The sequence below is a fragment of the Streptomyces sp. NPDC057939 genome (assembly GCF_042887545.1).
In the GTDB taxonomy this organism is placed as follows: domain Bacteria; phylum Actinomycetota; class Actinomycetes; order Streptomycetales; family Streptomycetaceae; genus Streptomyces.
The window spans coordinates 203,598-222,616 of record NZ_JBHVPG010000005.1; the positions used below are offsets into that span (position 1 = coordinate 203,598).

A 19,019-nucleotide genomic window follows, 5' to 3' on the forward strand; every position below is an offset into this window, starting at 1 on the left:
GTCCGCCCCTGTCGGCCGCGGTGACGGCGGGCACCGGGCGGGCGGACCGGCCGGCGGAACCGGACGCGACGCGACCTCGTCCCATCACCCGTGTGGACGAAGCGAAGAATCCTGACCCTCCTGTTCGCCCTGCTCGTGACCCAGTCGGGCGCCCTCATCGGTCCCGCCCACGCCTGCGGCTGCGGGGCGATGGTCCCCGGGGACGCGGCCCGCATCGGAGTCGACCGCGAAGCCTCCGTCGTGCGCTGGGACGGCCGTACCGAAGAGATCGTCATGCGGTTCACCGTCGGTGGCACCGCCCGCAAGGCGGCCTGGATCATGCCGGTCCCCGGCCGGGCGACCGTACGACTCGGCGACGCCGACCTCTTCCCCGAGCTGGGCCGCCTGACCCGCCCCGAACACCGGACCCGCACCTACTTCTGGCCGCGCGAGGGCGACTGGCCCTTCTCCTCCGGCTCCCGCGACACCGCCGGCGCCCCCCTTCCCGGCAGCGGCGCCCCCGCGGTCGGCGTCGTCGGCCGCGAACGGCTCGGCGACTTCGACGTCGCCCGGCTGACCGCGACCGACCCCGACGCCCTGCGGACCTGGCTGGAGACCAACGGCTTCGAACTGCCCGACCGGCTCACCACCGAGCTACGGCCCTACGTCGACCGCGCCTGGGAGTACGTCGCCGTGCGCCTCGCCCCCCGGGAGCAGGGCCGGACCCTGCGCGGGGAACTCGACCCGCTGCGCATCGGCTTCGCCAGTGACCGGCTCGTCTACCCGATGCGGCTCTCCCGCCTGGCCCGTACCCCGCAGTCGCTCGACCTGTACGTCCTCGCCGCGCACCGCATGGAGCCGCGGTCCCCGATCGGCGGAGCGGCACCCGAGGTCACCTTCGCCGGAACCGTCACCCCCACGGGGCCGCTCGCCGAACTGGCCGGGACCGAACCGCTGTTCCTCACGGCGATCGAGCAGCGGTTCCCGCGGCCCGAGCTCATCGACGGGGACCACGAACTGCGCACCACCGCCGAGGACACCCCCTACCGGCGGATCGTCCACCACGACGAGCTCCTCACCGTGGGCGACGGAATCCCGGCCTGGTCGCTCACCGTGGCCGGAGCCCTGATCGCGGTGGGGGCGGCCGCCGCGCTCCTCCTGCGCGGGCTCCGCGCCCGGATCCGCCGCTCCCCGCGGGGGTGAAGCCCTGGCACACCCGGCCCCGCCCCGGCGACACTGACCGGATGCGCATACGAGCAGCGGTCCTCGCGGACCTTCCGGTCTGCCAGGACATCGAACGGGCCGCCGGGGAATGCTTCCGCGACATCGGAATGCCCGACGTCGCCGACGACGATCCGCTCCCGCAGGAGGAACTCGCCCGGTACGTCAACAGCGGTCTGGCCTGGGTGGCCACCGGCCCGGATGACCGCCCGCTGGCCTACCTCATCGCCGAGCCGGTCGACGGCGCCCTCCACGTCGAGCAGGTCTCGGTGCATCCGGACGTCGCCCGCCGGGGAGTGGGCCGGGCCCTGCTGGAGCACGCCGCGCTCCGCGCGGCCGACCGGCGCGACGGCGCACTCACCCTGACCACCTTCGCGGCCGTGCCCTGGAACGCCCCCTACTATCTGCGCTGCGGCTTCCGGATCCTGGCCGACGGGGAACTCACCCCGGGCCTGCGGGAGATCAGGCGGCAGGAGGCCCTGCACGGCCTGGACCGCTGGCCGCGCGTGTGCATGGGCCGGGCCCTGTGAGCCCGACCGCCCCGCACCGGAGCCCGCCGGATCCGGAGCCGCTCAGGCCGACGCCCGCCGCACCAGCGTCGTCGGCGTGATGACCGGACGGGGCGCCCTCCCGGCGCCCCGCCGGTCCTCCAACGACCGCAGCAGCAGCCGGGCCATCAGCCGGCCCATTCCCTTGATGTCCTGACGCACCGTCGTCAGCGGCGGATCCGTGGTCTCCGCCACCGACTCGGCGTCGTCGAAACCCACCAGTGCCACGTCCTCGGGGACCCTGCGGCCCCGCGCCCGCAGGGCCTCCAGCGCACCCGTCGCCATCAGGTCGTTCGCGGCGAACACGGCGTCCAGGTCGGGCCTGCGCTCCAGCAGCCCGGCCATCGCCCGGGCCCCTCCGGCCGCCGTGAAGTCCCCCTCGGCCAACAACCCCGGATCGGCTCCCGGCAGCACGTCGAGGTAGCCGTCCAGCCGGTCGGTGGCCGAGGTCTGGTCGCGGGGTCCGGCGATGTGCGCGATCCGCCGACGCCCCAGGTCCAGCAGGTGCCGGACGGCCTGGCGGGCGCCCCCGCGGTTGTCCGCGTCCACGTACGCGACCCCACCGGGGGAGCCCTCCGCGTCCGGTGCGGCCGTCCAGCCCGGACGACCCCCGTAGACCGTCGGCAGGGCGATGCGGCGGGTGATCGCCGGGAGCGGATCGTCGGTGTGCAGGGAGAAGGCCAGTGCCCCGTCGACGTGCCCACCGGCCAGATAGCGTTCGATCCGCTCGTAGTCCCGGTGGTCCTCCACCAACAGCAGCACCAACTGCGTGTCGCTCGCCGTCAGTTCCCTGCTGATGCCGCGGACCTGCCGGGAGAAGAACGGATCGGAGAAGATCCGCACCTCCGGTTCCGCGATGATGACCGCGACGGCCCCGGTCCGCCGCGTGACCAGGGTGCGCGCGGCCGGATTGGGCACGTAGCCCAGTTCGCGGACGGCCTCCTTGACCTTGTCCACCAGATGCGGACGCACCCCCTCGCCGCCGTTGACCACGCGGGACGCGGTCGCCCGGGAGACCCCGGCCGCCGCCGCGACGGCCTCCAGGGTTGGGCGGGCCGCGGGCGCCGCGGCCGCCCGGGGGGTCACGGAAAGCTGATCGGGCACGGATGGTCCTCCTGCCTCTGCGGGGGCGCTCGCCTCGCCGGGCAGCAGGGTAACCCGTACCGCCGGGCCCCGAGGGGGCTCCGACGGTACGGGGCCGTCACCAGCCGATGCCCAGGGCCGGACCGGTCGGCGGCGCCGAGTTGCCGAGGATCCGCACGGAGGGCTGGTCGTTGACGTCGTCGTACGGGAACCCGTAGGCCCGGCCGCCGATGCCGATCGTGTGGAGGAACACGGCGCGGAACTCGGCTCCGAGCTGCCTCCCGGTGTCGTAGCCCGAAGCCGTCGCCCCGGAGCGGGACAACACCTCGTACGAGGTGGGTGTGCGCAGGGTGAAGGGGCCCGCTCCGTTCTCGGTGGAGGTCAGCACGTCCCCGGCGACCCGGCCGGATGAGGTCCGGCGCGGGCGCGAGGTCATCGGGAAGCCGAACTTTTCGACCTGGGCGGTGTTCCCGCCGAAGGGCACCTCGCCCCGCACCCAGGTGTACTCGTACCAGTCGTGGGGCACGTCGGCGTCGGGGTCGCCCGGGTTGCGCGGATCCGGCCCCGGCCCAGGTCGTCGGGGGAGACCGGGATGTGGAGGGGGGAGCCGGGAGAGCCGTGGATCTGCGCGTCGGAGCAGCGCCCACGGGGGTGCCGGGCGGCCGTCATCGGGCGAAGTGGAACCAGTTGAGGTTCATGAAGTCGGCGGGCCCGCCGCTGGTGAAGGTCAGGTACACGTCGTGGACGCCGCCGACCGCCGTCATGTTCGCCGGCACCGTCCGCCAGCTCTGCCAACCGCCGGTTCCGGCGACGGAGAAACTGCCGACGGGCGGGCCGGTCCGGCTGTCGAGCCGGACCTCGACGAGGCCGCTCACCCCGCCGGTCGCGCCGCTCGCGACCCGGGCGAGGAACTGCCCGGCGGTGCCGGAGCCGAAGTCGACGCCCGCGAACCGGGCCCAGTCGCCGTTCCCGATGGAGGTGACGTCCTGACCGCCGCCGGTGTCGGTGGTCGTCTCGACGGCGAGCCCTCCCTGCGCGTCGTGGGTTTCCGCCTGGATGGGCGCGTAGGCGTCCCGGTGGCCGCCCGGCGGGGCGGTGGGGGGCGTGGTGGGCGGGGTCGTCGGCGGGGTCGTCGTACCGCCCGACGACCGGAGCACGCGTACGTGGTCGACCGTCATCGGGTGTCCGGGCACGGTCCCCGCGTCGGGGCCGCCGCCGAAGGCGTCGGGGAACCCGCCGCCCATGGCGACGTTGAGGATGAGGAAGTAGCCGTGGCCGGTGGCGGCGGCCCAGGTGGCGGCGTCGACCTGGTCGGCCCGTACGGTGTGGTAGTTGAGCGTGTCGACGTAGAAGCGCATCTGCTCGGGGGCGGTGGACCTGTCCCATTCGACGGCGTAGGTGTGGAAGCCCGCCTGGCAGCTCACACCGGGGCAGACCTGCTTCCCGCCGATGCCGGACGTCTCGTTGCAGGGCCCGCCGGGGCTGGTGCCGCAGTGCATGGTCGACCAGACCTGGTTGATGCCCTGGACGTTCTCCAGGATGTCGAGCTCGCCGATGCCGGGCCAGTTCCACCAGTTGCCGCGATAGGGGCCGCCCAGCATCCAGAAGGCCGGCCAGTACCCCTTCGCCGCGGGGCCGGTCACGTTCGGCATCCGGACGCGGGCCTCGACCCGGAGCGTGCCGCCGGCAGGGGGCCGGAAGTCGGATCTGCGGGTCTCGACGCGACCGGAGGTCCAGTTGCCGGCGGCGTCGCGCCGGGGTGTGATCAGCAGGTTCCCGGCGCCGTCGAGGGAGACGTTGGACGGGTCGGCGGTCATCGTCTCGATCTCGCCGGTACCGAAGTTGGCGGGGCCGCCGGGGTAGCTCGTCCCGGTCGTGTACTGCCAGTCGGCGGTGTCCACCCCGGATCCCGCCGGCCCGTCGAACTCGTCGAGGAACACCTGGGACCAGCCGGGCGGGACGGGAGGGGCGGCCGGGGAGCCCGGGGCGGCCGCCCCGGCGGGCAGGACCGAGGCCGTGACGGCGGCCGCGAGCACGCCGAGGGTGCTCAGGGCCGCGATGACGGTGCGACGTAACGACGGCCCGTCTGTACGGGATGGCTCACGCATGGATGTCCTCTCCGAGACGTCCGAGGGCGTGGTACGGGGGAGACGCGGGGGAGCGGAGTCCTTGGCGGAATCCCCCTGAGAGCGCTCTCAAGGCCGCGCCGCTGGACACTGTGCTCCCCACCCTCGGCGCCGTCAAGAGTTGTAACGGAGAAGGGACTTGAGGGCGGAGTGGGTTGCTCCGCCGAACGTGGGCGGCTCGGATCAGGGCGACGGAGGCAGGATGACGGTGACCCCGGCCCCCACCGCCGAGCCCATCGCGGCGAGCGCCGCCGGGGCGGCCTCCAGACCGATGAGCGAGGTGACCAGCAGGTCCGGCCTCAGCGTCCCCGAGCGGACCAGTTCCAGCATCGGCGGGTAGGCGTGGGCGGCCATCCCGTGGCTGCCCAGGACCTCCAGCTCCCAGCCGATCACCCGATCCATGGGCAGGACGGCGGGGCCGGCCGCCGCCGGCAACAGCCCGACCTGCACGTGCCGGCCCCGCCTGCGCAGCCCGGCCACCGAGGCGGCCGCGGTCGCGGGGGAGCCCAGGGCGTCCAGCGAGAGGTGCGCGCCGCCACCGGACAACTCCCGCACCGCCTCCGCCGTGCCCCCGGGCCCGGTGTCCGCGGGGTTCACGCAGGCGGCCGCCCCGAAGGCGCGGGCCAGCTCCAGTGCGCCCGGCGCGGTGTCCACGGCGATCACCCGCGCGCCGGCCGCGGCCGCGATCATCACGGCGGACAGGCCGACCCCGCCGCAGCCGTGGACGGCGACCCACTCGCCCGGGGCCGCCCTGCCCCGCGCGGTCACCGCCCGGAACGCCGTCGCGAAGCGGCACCCCAGGCCGGCGGCCGTCGCGAACGACACCTCCTCGGGGACGGCCACCAGGTTCACGTCGGCGTGGTCCAGGGCCACGTACTCGGCGAAGGAACCCCAGTGGGTGAATCCGGGCTGCGTCTGGCGCGCGCACACCTGGTGGTGGCCCGCGGCGCAGTCCGCGCAGCTCCCGCAGGCGCAGACGAACGGTACGGTCACCCGGTCCCCGGGCCGCCACGCGGTGACGGCCGGCCCGACCGCCTCGACCACCCCGGCCAGTTCGTGGCCGGGCACGTGCGGCAGCACGATGTCCGGGTCGTGGCCCATCCAGCCGTGCCAGTCGCTCCGGCACAGTCCCGTCGCCTCCACGCGGACGACGACGCCGCCCGGGGCCGGAACCGGATCGGGGACCTCCCGTACCCCGGCCGACTCCCCGTACCGCTCGAACACCACAGCGCGCATGACACCGCCCTTTCGTCGGATGCCGGGACCGGGCCCGGGCTCATCGATCACGAGCATTGTCGGGCCTTGTCGCCGGACGGGGCCGGTGAGAGGCTTCGTGGGGCGCGGGCCGTCGTGGACCGCGGACCGTCACGACACAGGGGGAACCGTGAACCGCAAGCGCAAGGCCGCTGTCGCCGCCGTCCTGATCGCCGTCGTCGCCGTGCTGGGCGCCTCCTCGCAGGCCGTCGCCTCCGCCGGGGACAAGAAGGTCGAGGTCATCAAGTAGAAGCGGACCTGCGCAGGACCAGGTCCGCCAGGGCCCGCGGCGCGCCGGCCTGGCCGCGGATCCCGGGGAAGGCGTTGACGTCGACGATCAGGGGCGCGCCGCCGACGGTCTCGATGACGTCCACGCCGTAGACCTCCAGTCCGAAGACCTCTCCCACCCGCAACGCGGACTCCGCCCACTCGGCGGGGAGTCGGTCCCGGACGGTGGCCGGTTCCTCGGCCCCGGGGGCCAGTTCGGAGCGCCGCAGGGCCGCGAAGACCCGGCCCCCGACGACCCACACCTTGTGGTCCCAGCCGTTGTTGGGGGCGAAGTCCTGCACCACGACGGGTTCCATGCCCCAGATCGGCTCCAGGGCCCGCAGTCCGTCCGGTCCGTCGACCCGGGCGACCAGGTCGTGCTTGCGGCTGCGCCGGCTCTTCACCACGAGCGGCCGGTCCGTCCGGCCGTCCGTCGAGGACACCAACTCCGCGAGACTGTCGAACGCGTGGGTGGCGGCGAAGGGGAGCCCCGCCGCGCGGGCCGATTCCGCCATCGTGATCCGGTCCTGGCAGCGGTCGGTGGCCGTCGCGGAGTTCAGCACCACGGAGCCCCGCGCCTCCAACTCCCGGGCCAGTTCGAGCGCCGCCGGGGTCCGCGCCTTGAGCAGGCAGACGTCGGGCGTCGCCCCGCGCGCGCCCGCGGGGCCCGCCGCCGGGTCCAGGACCAGCACCGTGTGACGCGCGGCGAGCAGCGCCGCGGTCGCCGCGAGCAGCGGATGCCCCGGGTCGGGGGAGATCAGGGCGATCCTCACGCGCCGTCCCCCGCCCCGGCCGCGACCTGCGCGGGGATCGACAGGGGCAGTGCGGAGTACGCCGCCACGGAAGGCCCGGGCACGGACTGCTGCGGCACCGACGGACCGGGGACGACCTGAGCGGGCACGGACACCCCGGGAACGGGCGCCACGGGCATCCCGGGCCCCGGCGTCACGGGCACGCCGGGCGCGGGCATCCCGGGCGCCGGCATCCCGGGCGCCGGCATCCCGGGCCCGGAGGCTCCGGCCGCCGGCACCCCCGCCGCCGGCCCCTGACCAGCCGGCGGCCGTGCGGCTCCGCCCGCGCGGGCCAGCGCGAGGACGGCCCGCGCCACCCTGGCGGCGGCGTCCGGGACCTGACGGAAGCTCGGGAAGTCGTTCACGTCGACCACCACGGGCCCGTCGGGACCGAGCAGCACGTCCACCCCGTACAGGTCGAGCCCGTACACGGCGCCCACCCGGGCGGCGATCGACGCGACCTCGGCGGGCAGCGGCACCCGCCGCTCGCGCACGGCCGGGTCGGGGTGCAGGGGGGAGCAGCGCTCGGTGGCGAACAGGTCGCCGTCGACGCAGTAGACCTTGATGTCGGTGCCGGGGTTGGGCACGTACGGCTGGGCGATGAGCATGCCCTCGCCCGCGAGCGCGGGGAGCAGTTCCGCCAGCCGGTCCGGGGAGGGTACGAGGTGCACGGCGCGGCCGGAGCTGCCGTCGGCGGGCTTGACGACGAGGGGGTACTCCGAATCCGGTACCTCCGCCAGCAGTTCGGGCCGGGCCACCGCGTAGGTCGGCGGCATCGGCAGGCCGTGCGCACTGCCGAGGGCGGCGGCGAGGGCCTTGTCCCGTACGCCGCGGATCGAGCGGGCGTCGTTGATCGTGGTCGTGCCGGTGGCCGCCGCGGCCTCCAGGAGGGTGAGTCCCGGACCTCCGGACACGGTCTTGAGGACCCAGGCGTCGTGCACGCCGGCCCGCACGACCTCGCCCATGCGCAGCAGAGAGCCGCCCGGCCGTACGACGTCGACCCGGTGCCCCCAGGAGGTCAGTTGCCGGATCACCTCGTTCGGCATGCCGTCGTGGCGGTAGTGCTCCTCCACCAGGAAGCAGAGCCTCATGGACCTTCCCCATATTCCCCGGACGTCCGCCGCCGATCCCGTCCGGCGAGTTGTGACGTCACAGGATGCCATGCCATAGCCCCGAAACCGCTCCAGACCTGTCCTTAGTGGGCGCTACATAGCGTGACTTCCGTCAAGACCTTTCCTAAACGATCAGCAATCCTCTTATAGTTGTCCCTCGTTGCCACAGGAACCCTCTCTTCCATATACGCCCGGTTTGAGGCTTTGATTGATGACGGCGTCGCCTTCCCCCCTTCGCCCCGCTGTGCTCGCCCTGCTGATCACCGCAGTGGCCACCGGCGCCCTCTCCATGGCGGCGGTGGCCGCGGCCCCGTCGTCGGTCCGCGAACCGCTCGGCTGGTTCTCCGCGTCGGGCTCCCTGGTGCTCTCCGTCGCGGCCTGCGCCCTCACCTGGACCGCGCGCGGATCCCGCCTGCTGCGGAGCCGGCTCACCGCCCTCACCCGTGAACTCGCGGACCGCGACGCCCACCTCGCCCGGCTCACCGCCGAGGCGACCCGGGAGACGGCCGCCCGGACGGCCGAGCGCACCCGCCTCGTCACCGAGCACGCCGCCGAAGTGGAGCGGTTGACCACGGCGCGGGCCGCGGACCGCGAGCACCTGACGGCCTCCCACGCCGCCGAACTCGACCGCATGACCTCCGCCCAGCTGGCCTCCCGCGAGCGCCTCGGCGAGGAGCTCCGGCGCGCCCGCTCCGGCCGCGCCGCCGCCATGGCCGCCGCGGCCAACGCCGCCGGGCGGATGCAGGCGCTCGCCACCGGAATGCTCGCGGACCTGCGGGACATGGAGCACCGGCACGCCGACGAGGACGTCCTCGGCGACCTGCTCCACCTCGACCACCGCACCGCCCAGGCGGGCCGCCTCGCCGACTCCATCGCCGTCCTCACCGGAGCCCGCTCGGGCCGCCGCTGGGCGAAGCCGATCGTCATGGAGTCCATCCTGCGCGGCGCCATGGGCCGCATCGGCGGCTACCAGCGCGTACGCCTGCACTCCACGAGCGAGGCCGCCGTCGCCGGCCACGCCGCCGAGGGCGTCATGCACGCGCTCGCGGAACTCCTCGACAACGCCGCGAACTTCTCGCCGCCGAACGCCGAGGTCCACGTCTACGTGGAAGAGGTCCCGGCCGGCGTCATCATCACCGTCGAGGACAGCGGACTCGTCATGAGCGAGGTCCAGCTGCGGCGCGCCGAACAGGCCGTGACCGCCGAGTCGCTGGACCTGGCCGGGCTCTCCGGGACCCGCCTCGGACTGGCCGTCGTGGGTCGCCTCGCCCGCAAGCACGGGCTGACCGTCTCCTTCCGGCCGTCCGCGCGCGGCGGTACCGGCGCGCTCATGATGCTGCCGCAGGAGCTGATCAGCCGCACCGCGGCCGAGACCCTGCCCGCCCCGGCCCTCGTGGCCGCTTCGGCCGCCCCGGCGCTCGCCGCCGTACCCGCGCCGGCCGCCCCGGAGGCGGAGCCCGCCCACCACGGCCCCGTCGAGCCCGACGGCGCGACGCCCGCCCGGGAGCACGCCCCCCGGACGCAGGGCCCGGCCGACGCCGCCGACCCCGCCGCCGGCACAGAGGACTCCGAATCCACCGGCCCGAACCCGGTGATCGGCGAGAGCGGACTGCCCCGGAGGCGGCGCGGCCGGACCATGGCCGCCGCCCACCCCGAGGGTCCCGACGCCGCGGGAGCGGCGGCCCGGAACCCGGCCGCCCCCACCGGCGCGTCCCAGTCCGCCGCCCGCTTCGGCAGCTTCCGCCAGGCCGTGCGCGGCAACTCGGCGCAGCAGCCCCCGAACCCCCCGCACCCGGAAGGCAACACGCGATGACCGGCACCACCACCGACGAGACGCTCAGCTGGCTCCTGGAAGGACTCCTGGAGCGCACCCCCGGCGCCCGGCACGCCCTCGTGCTGTCCCGGGACGGCCTGAAGCTGTGCCGCACCCCCGAGCTCTCCGTCGACCAGGCCGACCAGCTCGCCGCCATCGCCGCCGGCATCCAGAGCCTTTCCCACGGCGCGTCCATCGAGTTCGGCGACGGCACCGGCGGAGTCCGTTCGGCGATGGCCGAGTTCTACGGCGGGATCCTCTTCATCGTCGAGGCCGGCGAGGGCGCACACCTCGCGCTGGTCGCCGACGAGGAGGCCGACGCGGGCTTCGTCGGCCACAACATGTCCGAACTGGTCGAGCAGCTGAGCGAACATCTGATCGCCAGGCCCCGGGGTTGAGCCGCGGCAGGCCGGGCCGGGACGACTCCCCGGACCGGCTCTACACCCTCACCGGCGGCCGCAGCCACTCCGGTTCGGACGCCTTCGACCTCGTGACCCTGGTGGTCACGGAGTGCGACCCGGTGCCCGGCATGCAGTCCGAACACGTGGCGATCCTGCGGATGTGCCGGTTCCCGACCGCCGTGGTGGAGATCGCGGCCGAGCTCGGCCTGCCGGTGTCCATCGTGCGCATCCTCCTCGCCGACCTGCTCGGGACCGGGCGCATCAGCGCCCGGCACCCGCGTTCGACGTACCTCCTTCCCGACCTCGACATCCTGGAGCAGGTGCTCGTTGGACTCCGCAACCTCTGACCGGGGCACGCCCCGGCAGGCGCTCAGCAGCACCGCCGACAACGGCCTGAAGATCGTCATCGTGGGCGGCTTCGGCGTCGGCAAGACCACCATGGTCCGCTCGGTCAGCGAGATCCGTCCGCTGAACACCGAGGAGACGATGACCAAGGCGGGCGAGGCCGTCGACGACACCTCCGCGGTCGGCGCGAAGACCGCCACCACGGTGGCCTTCGACTTCGGACGCATCACCCTCGACGCCCACAACGTGCTCTACCTGTTCGGCGCCCCCGGGCAGGAACGGTTCTGGTTCCTCTGGGACAGGCTGTTCTCCGGCACCCTCGGAGCCGTCGTCCTGGTGGACACCCGCCGGCTCGCGGACTCCTGGTACGCCATCGACCGCCTCGAACACCACGGCACCCCCTTCGTGGTCGCCTGCAACGACTTCGGCGGCCCCTCCCACACCCCCGAGCAGATCCGGGAGGCGCTCGACCTGCCCCCCGAGGTGCCCCTGCTGTTCTGCGACGCCCGCTCGCGCGCCTCCAGCAAGCAGGTGCTCATCTCCCTCGTCGAGCACCTCCAGCACCTCCAGCGCCACCAGACGGCCGTCCTGCACACGATCCCGGAGCCCACCCCGTGACCACCCCCGAGCCCCAGCCCGTCTACCTCGGCGGCCCCCGCTTCCAGACCGACCCGATCGAGCTGTACCGGGAGATGCGCCGCGACCACGGCGCCGTGGCCCCGGTCGTGCTCGACGGGGACGTGCCGGCCTGGCTGGTCCTCGGCTACCGCGAACTGCACCAGGTCACCAGCGACCCGCAGCTCTTCTCCCGCGACTCCGACCTGTGGAACCAGTGGGACACCATCCCCGCAGACTGGCCGCTCCTGCCGATGATCGGCCGCAAGCAGCCGTCGATCCTCTACACCGTGGGCGAACGCCACCGCGAACGCGCCGCCGTCATCTCCGGCGCCCTCGAAGCCGTCGACCCCTTCGAACTCAAGGGCCACGCCGAACGCTTCGCCGACGAACTGATCGACGGCCTGTGCGGCAGGGGAGCCTGCGACCTCGTCGGCGAGTACGCCATGCTCCTGCCGCTGCGCGTCCTCGCACGCCTCTACGGGTTCTCCGACGAGCAGGGCCCCGGGCTCGTCACCGCCATGAACGACATGATCAACGGACGGGCGGGCGCCCTGGAGGGCCAGCGCCACCTCGGCGAGTCCATGTACGGACTGCTCGCCGCGAAGCAGGCCGTCCCCGGCCCGGACGTCGCCTCCCGCATGCTCGCGAACACCGCGGGCTTCACCATGGACGAGGTCGCGCAGGACCTCATGGTGATGATGGCCGCCGGCCACCAGCCCACCGCCGACTGGATCGGCAACACCCTGCGCCTGATGCTCACCGACGACCGGTTCGCCGCCTCCCTCGCCGGCGGCCGGCACAGCGTCGGCGAGGCCATGAACGAAGTCCTCTGGGAGGACACCCCCACCCAGAACGTCGCCGGACGCTGGACCACCCGCGACACCAAGCTCGGCGGACAGCACATCGGCCGCGGCGACCTGGTCCTCCTGGGCCTGGCCGCCGCCAACGGGGACCCGCACGTACGCACCGACGCGGGCTCCCTCACGGGCGGCAACAACGCCTTCTTCTCCTTCGGCCACGGCGAACACCGCTGCCCCTTCCCCGCCCAGGAGGTCGCCGAGGTCATCGCCCGCACCGGCATCGAGGTGCTCCTCGACCGGCTCCCGGACGTCGACCTCGCCGGCCGCGCCGCCGGACTCACCCGGCGGCCCTCGCCCTGGCTGCGCGGACTCACCGAACTCCCCGTGACCTTCACCCCGACCCCCGCCCTTGGAGCCACCCGATGACGTGCCCGATCGATCACGCCGGCCCCGCCCCCCTCGTCCTCGACCCCTTCGTCACCGACCTCGACGCCGAGAGCGCCGCGCTGCGCGCCGCCGGTCCGCTGGTACCCGTGGTCCTGCCGGGCGGTGTCGACGTGTACGCCGTCACGCACCACGCCGAGGCCAGAAGACTCCTGACCGACCCAAGAGTGGTCAAGGACATCAACGTCTGGGGCGCCTGGCAGCGCGGCGAGATACCCGCGGACTGGCCGCTGATCGGCCTCGCCAACCCCGGCCGTTCCATGCTGACCGTCGACGGCGACGAGCACCGCCGGCTGCGCACCCTGGTCGCCCAGGCCCTGACCGTCCGCCGGGTGGAGAAGCTGCGGACCGGCATCGAGGCACTGACCACGCGGATGCTCGACGCACTGGCCGAGCGCCCCGCCGGCGAGAGCGTCGACCTGAAGGCCGGCTTCGCGTACCCGCTGCCCATGAACGTCATCAGCGAGCTCATGGGCGTCGACGCGGCCGAACACCCGCGACTGAAGGCCCTCTTCGAGAAGTTCTTCTCCACCCAGACCCTGCCCGAGGAAGTCCCGCAGATGATGGCGGACCTCGGCGCGCTGTTCTCCCGGATCGTGGAGTCCAAGCGGGAGAACCCCGGCGACGACCTGACCAGCGCCCTCATCGCGGCCTCCGAGGACGGCGACCACCTCACCACCGAGGAGATCACCAACACCCTCCAACTGATGGTCGCGGCGGGCCACGAGACCACGATCAGCCTCATCGTCAACGCCGTCGTCGCCTTGGAGACCCACCCCGAGCAGCGCGCCCTCGTCCTCAAGGGCGAGGTCCCCTGGGAGAACGTCATCGAGGAGACCCTGCGCTGGGCCACCCCGACCTCGCACGTCCTGATCCGCTTCGCCGCCGAGGACATCGAGGTCGGCGACCGGATCCTGCCCCGCGGCGCGGGCCTGATCGTCTCCTTCGGGGCCCTCGGCCGTGACGAGGCCCAGCACGGGGAGACGGCGGGCGCGTTCGACGTCACCCGGACCCCGAACCGGCACATCTCCTTCGGCCACGGCCCCCACGTCTGCCCCGGCGCTGCCCTGTCCCGCCTGGAGGCCCTGGTGGCCCTGCCCGCGCTCTACGCCCGGTTCCCCGACCTGCGCCTGGCCGTGGCCCGCGAGGAACTGCGCAACAAGCCGATCCTCACCCAGAACGACCTCTTCGACCTGCCGGTCCACCTGACCGCGTAGCGGAGCCGACGGTCCCGGCCCCGCCCGTCCGGCGGGGCCGGCCTCCGCCGCACCGGCGGCCGGCCGGGCCGCGAGCCGCGGAAATCGAATGGCCATCGTACGAACGGCGTTGCTAGGTTGATCGCGTGCCGAAGCTGAATCAGATCATCGCAGTCGAAAAGGGCGTCAAGTCCAAGTCCCTCCAGGAGCTCACCCAGGCTCACCACGACGTGCAGAAGCCCGCGCTGCTGGCCGGCATCTCACGTACGTACCAGCCCAAGGACGAGGAGGGCGAGCAGCTGCCCCCCGAGTCCACCCGGGTGCAGGTCAAGGCGGAGGACGTGCTGCGGTCGACGGCGGCCACGCTGACGCGCCTCTTCGACGTCACGGCGACCAAGGACTGGGCGAACCGCACCGCGGCGGCGGACGTCGTCGTCGACGGGAACGTGCTGCTCGCCCAGGTGCCGGTGCCCTACCTGCTCTTCCTGGAGAAGCAGTTGACCGACCTGCACACCTTCGTGCGGAAGCTGCCGGTCCTCGACGCCTCGGAATCCTGGAACCTCGACCCCTCCACGGACTCCTGGAAGACGGAGGCCGTGCGCACGATCCGCACCAAGAAGGTGCCGCGCAACCACGTCAAGGCCGAGGCGACCGAGAAGCACCCGGCCCAGGTCGAGGTGTACTACGAGGACGTCGCCGTCGGTTACTGGACCACCGTGAAGTTCTCCGGCGCCCTGCCCGCCCGCCGCGTCAACGAGCTGCTCGACAAGGTGGAGCGCCTCCAGCAGGCCGTGAAGTTCGCCCGCGAGGAGGCCAACAGCGCCGAGGTCACCGACGAACGGGTCGGGGACGCGGTGTTCGGCTACCTCTTCAGGTAGCCCCCGTATCGCCCCCTGTGTCGCAGGGGGTGCGCGAGAGCGCAAGCTGAAACTGATGTTGAAGCTGAAACAGGGGTGTCATTTGAGGGTTCGAATCCCTCCCCCGGCACCACATGCCGGGGTGGCCCAAGCTGGTACAGGCGGCCCCTATCAAATTCAGATTATCGCTCCAGTCTCAGTATTCGCCGCCGAACACCGGATCGACCGGGTCGGGACGATCACCGACGGATGGGGGTTCAAGTCCCCCCTGCGCCTCTTCCGTGGCGCGGTAGTTCAACGGTAGAACACGTCGGCCTCAGCATGATCCTGGCTCTTAAACGCAGCCGGTGTGCGCAATTGGGTGGCAAACAGGAGCCCGGGAGCTGGACATGCTCCCGGGCTCCGTCACGTCCCCGGCCCGGAGGCCGGGGCGCGTTCCCCGCCCCCGCTACGCGGGCGCGGGCACCGGCACGGACACGAAGGTCCGCCCCGCCTCGTTCTCGACGAGGACCTCCTTCACCTGCGCGGGATCCACCGCCGCCGTACCGTCCAGCGAGGCGCCCTTGCCCTCGCCGTGCTCGGCCGTGCCCACGACCCAGCCTCCCGCGGTCGTCCTCGTACCGTCCCGGGCGACCACGACCAGCCGGCAGCGCTCGCCCGGCGGCAGACCCGTCACCGCCACGTGCACCCGTACCCACTTCGGGGCCGGCGTCACCTGCACGGTCATCCGCGCGCCCGTGCCCCGGTCCGTCGCCGAGGCGACCCGGGTGCCCGCCACCGGGGGAGAGGGCTGCGCCGAAACGGACGGGGACGGCGGCGGAGGCAACGCGAGACCGGTGTCGGCGTCCCCTCCGAGCCGGGTGCCGGCCCAGAACACGGCCGCCATCGAAGCCGCGGCCGCCACCCCGACGAACGCGATGCGCCGCCGCGAGGCAGCGGCCCGCTCGCCGCGGACCTGCCGCAGGGTCCGCTGGAGCAGCAGGTCGCCGCCCTGCGGGGGACCGTCGAGGAACGCCTCCTCGGGCACCTCGCCCAGCACGCTCTCCAACTCGCGCAAAGCCGTCAGCTCCTCACGGCACCCCGAGCAGGTGCCGAGGTGCTCCTCGACCCGCCGCACGTCATCCTCGTCCAGGACACCGAGCACGTACGGTCCGAGCAGTTCCTCCTCGTGCCGCTGCCGGTTCATGCCACCACCTCCCGCAGTCCGCCGGGCTGCTGGGGCGGCCGGGCTGATCGTCTGTCCTTGCTGTCGTCCCTGCCGCTGTCCGAGAACACCTCGCGCAGTGCCTTGAGGGCGTAGTGCGCGCGCGACTTCACCGTCCCCGCAGGTATCCCGAGGCGGTCCGCCGCCTCGGTCACGCTGCGCTGGCGGTAGTACAACTCCGTCAGTACGTCCCTGTGTTCCGGGGTGAGCCGGTCAAGGGCGCCGAGGACGGTCATCGAGTCCACCACCGAGTCCGCGTGGTCGACCTCGACCGGCGGCGCCGCCGACGAGCCGGACACCTCCGCCGGTCGGGCGGCCTTGGCCCGGTACCGGTCGGTGATGATGTTGCGGGCCACCGTGAGCAGCCAGCCGCGCACCGAGCCCTTCCCGTTGACGAGGACCTCGGAATGCCGCCACGCCCGGATCAGCGTCTCCTGGACGATGTCCTCGGCGGCGGCCCGGTCCCCGGTCAGCCGCGTCGCGTACGCGAGCAGGGCGTGGCCGTGCTCCTCGTAGACCGTCCTGATCAGTGCTTCGTCGGTCGAGCCCCGCCGAGTGCGGGGCCACAGTGGTCCGGCCATCTCACCCTCTCCGTCCTCCTCGTGTTACGTGGTGCGGTCGGAACACGCCGGGTGCGGACCGATGGTTCACGTGAGGTGCGTCACTCGGGGCGCGGCGGGCGGGGCGCTCAGGTCCGGCAGGTGCGGCCCTCGTTGAGGCAGCCGACGACGTCCCGCATCCGCTCGTCGGTCATCACGTTGACGAACATGGCGTGGTCCGTGCGCGGGCTGTGCCGCTGCTCCGGAAAGGAATCGAGGGCGATCGGGACGCCCGACGCGACCGCGTAGGACAGCGAGACGCGCAGCTCGGGCACGGGGAAGGTGTTCTGCGGGCACACGCCCTGCGCGGAGGGGAAGCGCAGGTGCGAGCGGTGGCCGGGCGCGCTGGTGTCGAGCCCGTTCCAGCAACTGGGGAAGACCAGCGTCCGGGTCACCAGGCTCCCGGACGGGCAGCGCGGGTAGTCGGTCGTCGAGCGGTCGGGGAAGCCGGAACAGCCCCAACGGGCCCGGACGTCCGCGTCCGTGCCCGCCGTGTACGCGACGGCGTCCCCGGTGATCGCCCGCAGGAAGCGGGGCATCGGCACCACCTTGCTCACCGGGCTGCCGCGGAATTCGACGCTCACCTTCGCCTCGGGGAGGATCTCGCCGGTGTTGCCGTGCCCGGCCGAGCTCTCGTGGGCGCGGTTCCCCGGCCGGTCGAGGCGGCGCAGCACGGGCCAGTAGTAGGTGGACCGGTCACCGCCGACGCAGCTCGTGGCGGCCGCGGCCAGCGACGCGTCGTCCGACAGCGCGTCGGTGGACAGGTTCCCGACGTACGCGTGCGTGTGGTGGGCGCCGGCCCGCAGCCCCGGGGACACCACCAGGTTGTCCTCGTTGTAGTGGCCCTCCGCGTTGCGGCCGCAGTCCACGGTCACCGTCCCCGGGGAGCCCTCGGGGCTCGCGGGGGTCCGGGGCGCGGCCTCGCGCGGAACCTCGCGTATGTCCACGTACGCACCCGCCACCCCGCCGTGGTGCGGGCCGGCGGCCCGGGAGGCGCCCAGGACGGCGGCGACCAGCCCGGTGCCGAGCACCAGGCAGACGAGGAGCCACAGCAGTCGGTGTTCATTCCCCATGGCGGTCACGGTTGCCGGTGCTCCGTACGGTCGTCAACGGGGGGTCCGCACGACGGGAGCCCCGTGTGATTGTAGGTGTCGTCCGGGGTGCTCCCGAAGCCGCCGGGACCCTGCCCCGGGCGACGGTCCGGACCCGGGAGCGACCTCCGCCGGCGGATCCCCGCCCCCGCGCCCAGCACACCCGCCCCGAGGCCCGTACGCGGCTTCCGGCCCCCTGGTCCGGCCCGGCGCACCCGGACGGCCGGAGAGCGCCTTGCAGGGCCGCCGGGCGGCCGCGCAGAGTTCTCCGTATGACACCGGCTGAACTCCTCCACGACTTCGCCCGCACCCGTGCCTCCCTCGACGGAGCCGAGGTCACCTTCTGGTGGACCGGCGACGTCCACTCCTGGTCCCCCGACGGTCCCTACGACCGGACCTTCGGCTTCGAGGGCCTCAACGTCGCCCGGCTGGAGGCCGACGAGGAGACGGGCGGCTACCGGATGCTCTCCCGCGAGGCCGCCTTCTACCTCGACCCGACCGGTCGAGAGATCCTGGAGACCTGGCAGGACAAGCCCGTGGTCCACGTGTGGAACGATCCGGCGAACCTGAGGCTGCGGCCCTTCCCCGTCCCGCGCACCGAGCTCGGCGACCAGGTCTGCTTCAGCCTGGAGATCCCCCTCGCGTATCCGTCGCCGCTGCCCGTCGCCGACTACCCGCTGAACTCCGCCTCCGACACCTACCGGGCCCTGGAGCTCTTCCAGTTCTTCGCCCCCGCCGCGGACCTCGCCGGGGACGCGCCGAGCGTCCCCGCGACCATGTCCTGGATGCGGATGTCCCCCTGGCTCCCCTGGATGGAGCAGGGACAACGCCCCGGCGGCCTCGCCTTCCACTGCCGCGGGACGAAGCTCGGATCGTACGAGGAGGTGCCGGAACGCACCCGCGCGTACATCGCCGCCCACCACCCCGAGTTCGCCTCCGCCCCGCAGAAGTGGACCGAACCGAACGAGTCCAGCTGGACCTACTTCCGTCGGCTCAACCCGCGATGACCGACCCGCGGTAACCCCGGTCGGCCCCCGTCCCGCGCCGGCCCCGCCGCCGCCCCGCCACCGCCCCCGGCCGCACCGGGGGCGGGGGCGGTGGCGTAGGGGTCCGGACAAGGGTTTTCCCCGTATCGGGTTCATCTCCGCGTTGCCTACTGTCTGCCCACCGGCGATCCACCGGACCCGAACCGCCCCCGCACCAACCCCACATGGTGCGAAGCGGAACGGGAACGCGGATCGCCGGGATCGCCGTTGCCCTGCCCCGCCGT

At 73.4% G+C, this 19,019-nt stretch carries 19 protein-coding genes; 10 read left to right on the plus strand and 9 right to left on the minus strand.

Going from position 1 to position 19,019, the window contains the following annotated elements; genetic code table 11:
• The first annotated feature begins 90 nt into the window (after positions 1-90).
• Positions 91-1,182 carry a DUF2330 domain-containing protein gene (locus ACFVS6_RS08620; RefSeq protein ID WP_389701897.1) on the plus strand — a complete coding sequence of 364 codons (1,092 nt, stop codon included), beginning with the start codon at positions 91-93 and terminating at the stop codon, positions 1,180-1,182.
• A gap of 41 nt (positions 1,183-1,223) precedes the next feature.
• Positions 1,224-1,730, plus strand: a complete 507-nt coding sequence (locus tag ACFVS6_RS08625) for a GNAT family N-acetyltransferase (protein ID WP_389701899.1) — start codon at positions 1,224-1,226, stop codon at positions 1,728-1,730.
• Positions 1,731-1,772: 42 nt separating this feature from the next.
• Here the strand turns inward: ACFVS6_RS08625 and ACFVS6_RS08630 are convergent, their stop codons facing one another.
• The 6 genes from ACFVS6_RS08630 to ACFVS6_RS08655 all read right to left on the minus strand — a co-directional run bounded on the left by ACFVS6_RS08630 (position 1,773) and on the right by ACFVS6_RS08655 (position 8,360).
• A complete protein-coding gene (locus ACFVS6_RS08630; protein WP_389701900.1) occupies positions 1,773-2,852 on the minus strand; it encodes a LacI family DNA-binding transcriptional regulator in 1,080 nt (359 codons plus the stop codon).
• Between the two features lie 97 nt (positions 2,853-2,949).
• Positions 2,950-3,357 carry a hypothetical protein gene (locus ACFVS6_RS08635; protein WP_389701902.1) on the minus strand — a complete coding sequence of 136 codons (408 nt, stop codon included), beginning with the start codon at positions 3,355-3,357 and terminating at the stop codon, positions 2,950-2,952.
• A gap of 139 nt (positions 3,358-3,496) precedes the next feature.
• Positions 3,497-4,939 (minus strand): carbohydrate-binding protein, encoded by a 1,443-nt coding sequence (locus tag ACFVS6_RS08640; RefSeq protein ID WP_389701904.1) that lies wholly within the window; start codon positions 4,937-4,939, stop codon positions 3,497-3,499.
• Between the two features lie 201 nt (positions 4,940-5,140).
• Complete coding sequence (locus tag ACFVS6_RS08645) at positions 5,141-6,193, minus strand: zinc-dependent alcohol dehydrogenase family protein (RefSeq protein ID WP_389701906.1); 1,053 nt, start codon at positions 6,191-6,193, stop codon at positions 5,141-5,143.
• A gap of 260 nt (positions 6,194-6,453) precedes the next feature.
• Positions 6,454-7,251 (minus strand): RimK family alpha-L-glutamate ligase, encoded by a 798-nt coding sequence (locus tag ACFVS6_RS08650; protein ID WP_389701907.1) that lies wholly within the window; start codon positions 7,249-7,251, stop codon positions 6,454-6,456.
• Complete coding sequence (locus tag ACFVS6_RS08655) at positions 7,248-8,360, minus strand: RimK family alpha-L-glutamate ligase (RefSeq protein ID WP_389701909.1); 1,113 nt, start codon at positions 8,358-8,360, stop codon at positions 7,248-7,250. The genes ACFVS6_RS08650 and ACFVS6_RS08655 overlap by 4 nt, the downstream gene beginning before the upstream one ends.
• Before the next feature lie 232 nt (positions 8,361-8,592).
• Here ACFVS6_RS08655 and ACFVS6_RS08660 point away from each other — a divergent pair, with 232 nt between their 5' ends.
• The 7 genes from ACFVS6_RS08660 (at position 8,593) to ACFVS6_RS08690 (ending at position 14,876) form a co-directional block, all read left to right on the plus strand.
• Complete coding sequence (locus tag ACFVS6_RS08660) at positions 8,593-10,194, plus strand: sensor histidine kinase (RefSeq protein WP_389701910.1); 1,602 nt, start codon at positions 8,593-8,595, stop codon at positions 10,192-10,194.
• Positions 10,191-10,592, plus strand: a complete 402-nt coding sequence (locus ACFVS6_RS08665) for a roadblock/LC7 domain-containing protein (RefSeq protein WP_281210250.1) — start codon at positions 10,191-10,193, stop codon at positions 10,590-10,592. The genes ACFVS6_RS08660 and ACFVS6_RS08665 overlap by 4 nt, the downstream gene beginning before the upstream one ends.
• Positions 10,589-10,942 (plus strand): DUF742 domain-containing protein, encoded by a 354-nt coding sequence (locus ACFVS6_RS08670; RefSeq protein ID WP_389701911.1) that lies wholly within the window; start codon positions 10,589-10,591, stop codon positions 10,940-10,942. The genes ACFVS6_RS08665 and ACFVS6_RS08670 overlap by 4 nt, the downstream gene beginning before the upstream one ends.
• Entirely contained in the window at positions 10,923-11,558 is a 636-nt protein-coding gene (locus tag ACFVS6_RS08675; RefSeq protein ID WP_389701913.1) for an ATP/GTP-binding protein, read from the plus strand. Before ACFVS6_RS08670 ends, ACFVS6_RS08675 begins: the two co-directional genes overlap by 20 nt.
• Positions 11,555-12,784 carry a cytochrome P450 gene (locus ACFVS6_RS08680; RefSeq protein ID WP_389701914.1) on the plus strand — a complete coding sequence of 410 codons (1,230 nt, stop codon included), beginning with the start codon at positions 11,555-11,557 and terminating at the stop codon, positions 12,782-12,784. The genes ACFVS6_RS08675 and ACFVS6_RS08680 overlap by 4 nt, the downstream gene beginning before the upstream one ends.
• A complete protein-coding gene (locus ACFVS6_RS08685) occupies positions 12,781-14,019 on the plus strand; it encodes a cytochrome P450 (RefSeq protein ID WP_389701915.1) in 1,239 nt (412 codons plus the stop codon). The genes ACFVS6_RS08680 and ACFVS6_RS08685 overlap by 4 nt, the downstream gene beginning before the upstream one ends.
• Before the next feature lie 125 nt (positions 14,020-14,144).
• On the plus strand, positions 14,145-14,876 hold the full coding sequence (locus tag ACFVS6_RS08690) for a hypothetical protein (RefSeq protein WP_281210245.1): 732 nt from the start codon (positions 14,145-14,147) through the stop codon (positions 14,874-14,876).
• A 427-nt stretch (positions 14,877-15,303) separates the two neighbouring features.
• Here the strand turns inward: ACFVS6_RS08690 and ACFVS6_RS08695 are convergent, their stop codons facing one another.
• The 3 genes from ACFVS6_RS08695 to ACFVS6_RS08705 all read right to left on the minus strand — a co-directional run bounded on the left by ACFVS6_RS08695 (position 15,304) and on the right by ACFVS6_RS08705 (position 17,731).
• Positions 15,304-16,041, minus strand: coding sequence for an anti-sigma factor family protein (locus ACFVS6_RS08695; RefSeq protein ID WP_389701917.1), 738 nt, complete (start codon positions 16,039-16,041; stop codon positions 15,304-15,306).
• The gene (locus ACFVS6_RS08700) at positions 16,038-16,640 is read right to left on the minus strand and encodes a sigma-70 family RNA polymerase sigma factor (protein WP_389701919.1); all 603 of its coding nucleotides are present in this window, start codon (positions 16,638-16,640) and stop codon (positions 16,038-16,040) included. Before ACFVS6_RS08700 ends, ACFVS6_RS08695 begins: the two co-directional genes overlap by 4 nt.
• 107 nt (positions 16,641-16,747) lie before the next feature.
• A complete protein-coding gene (locus tag ACFVS6_RS08705; protein WP_389701920.1) occupies positions 16,748-17,731 on the minus strand; it encodes a DUF1996 domain-containing protein in 984 nt (327 codons plus the stop codon).
• Between the two features lie 290 nt (positions 17,732-18,021).
• Here ACFVS6_RS08705 and ACFVS6_RS08710 point away from each other — a divergent pair, with 290 nt between their 5' ends.
• Positions 18,022-18,756: a DUF1838 family protein gene (locus ACFVS6_RS08710; protein ID WP_389701922.1), complete on the plus strand. Its 735-nt coding sequence runs from the start codon at positions 18,022-18,024 to the stop codon at positions 18,754-18,756.
• The last annotated feature ends 263 nt before the right edge of the window (positions 18,757-19,019 follow it).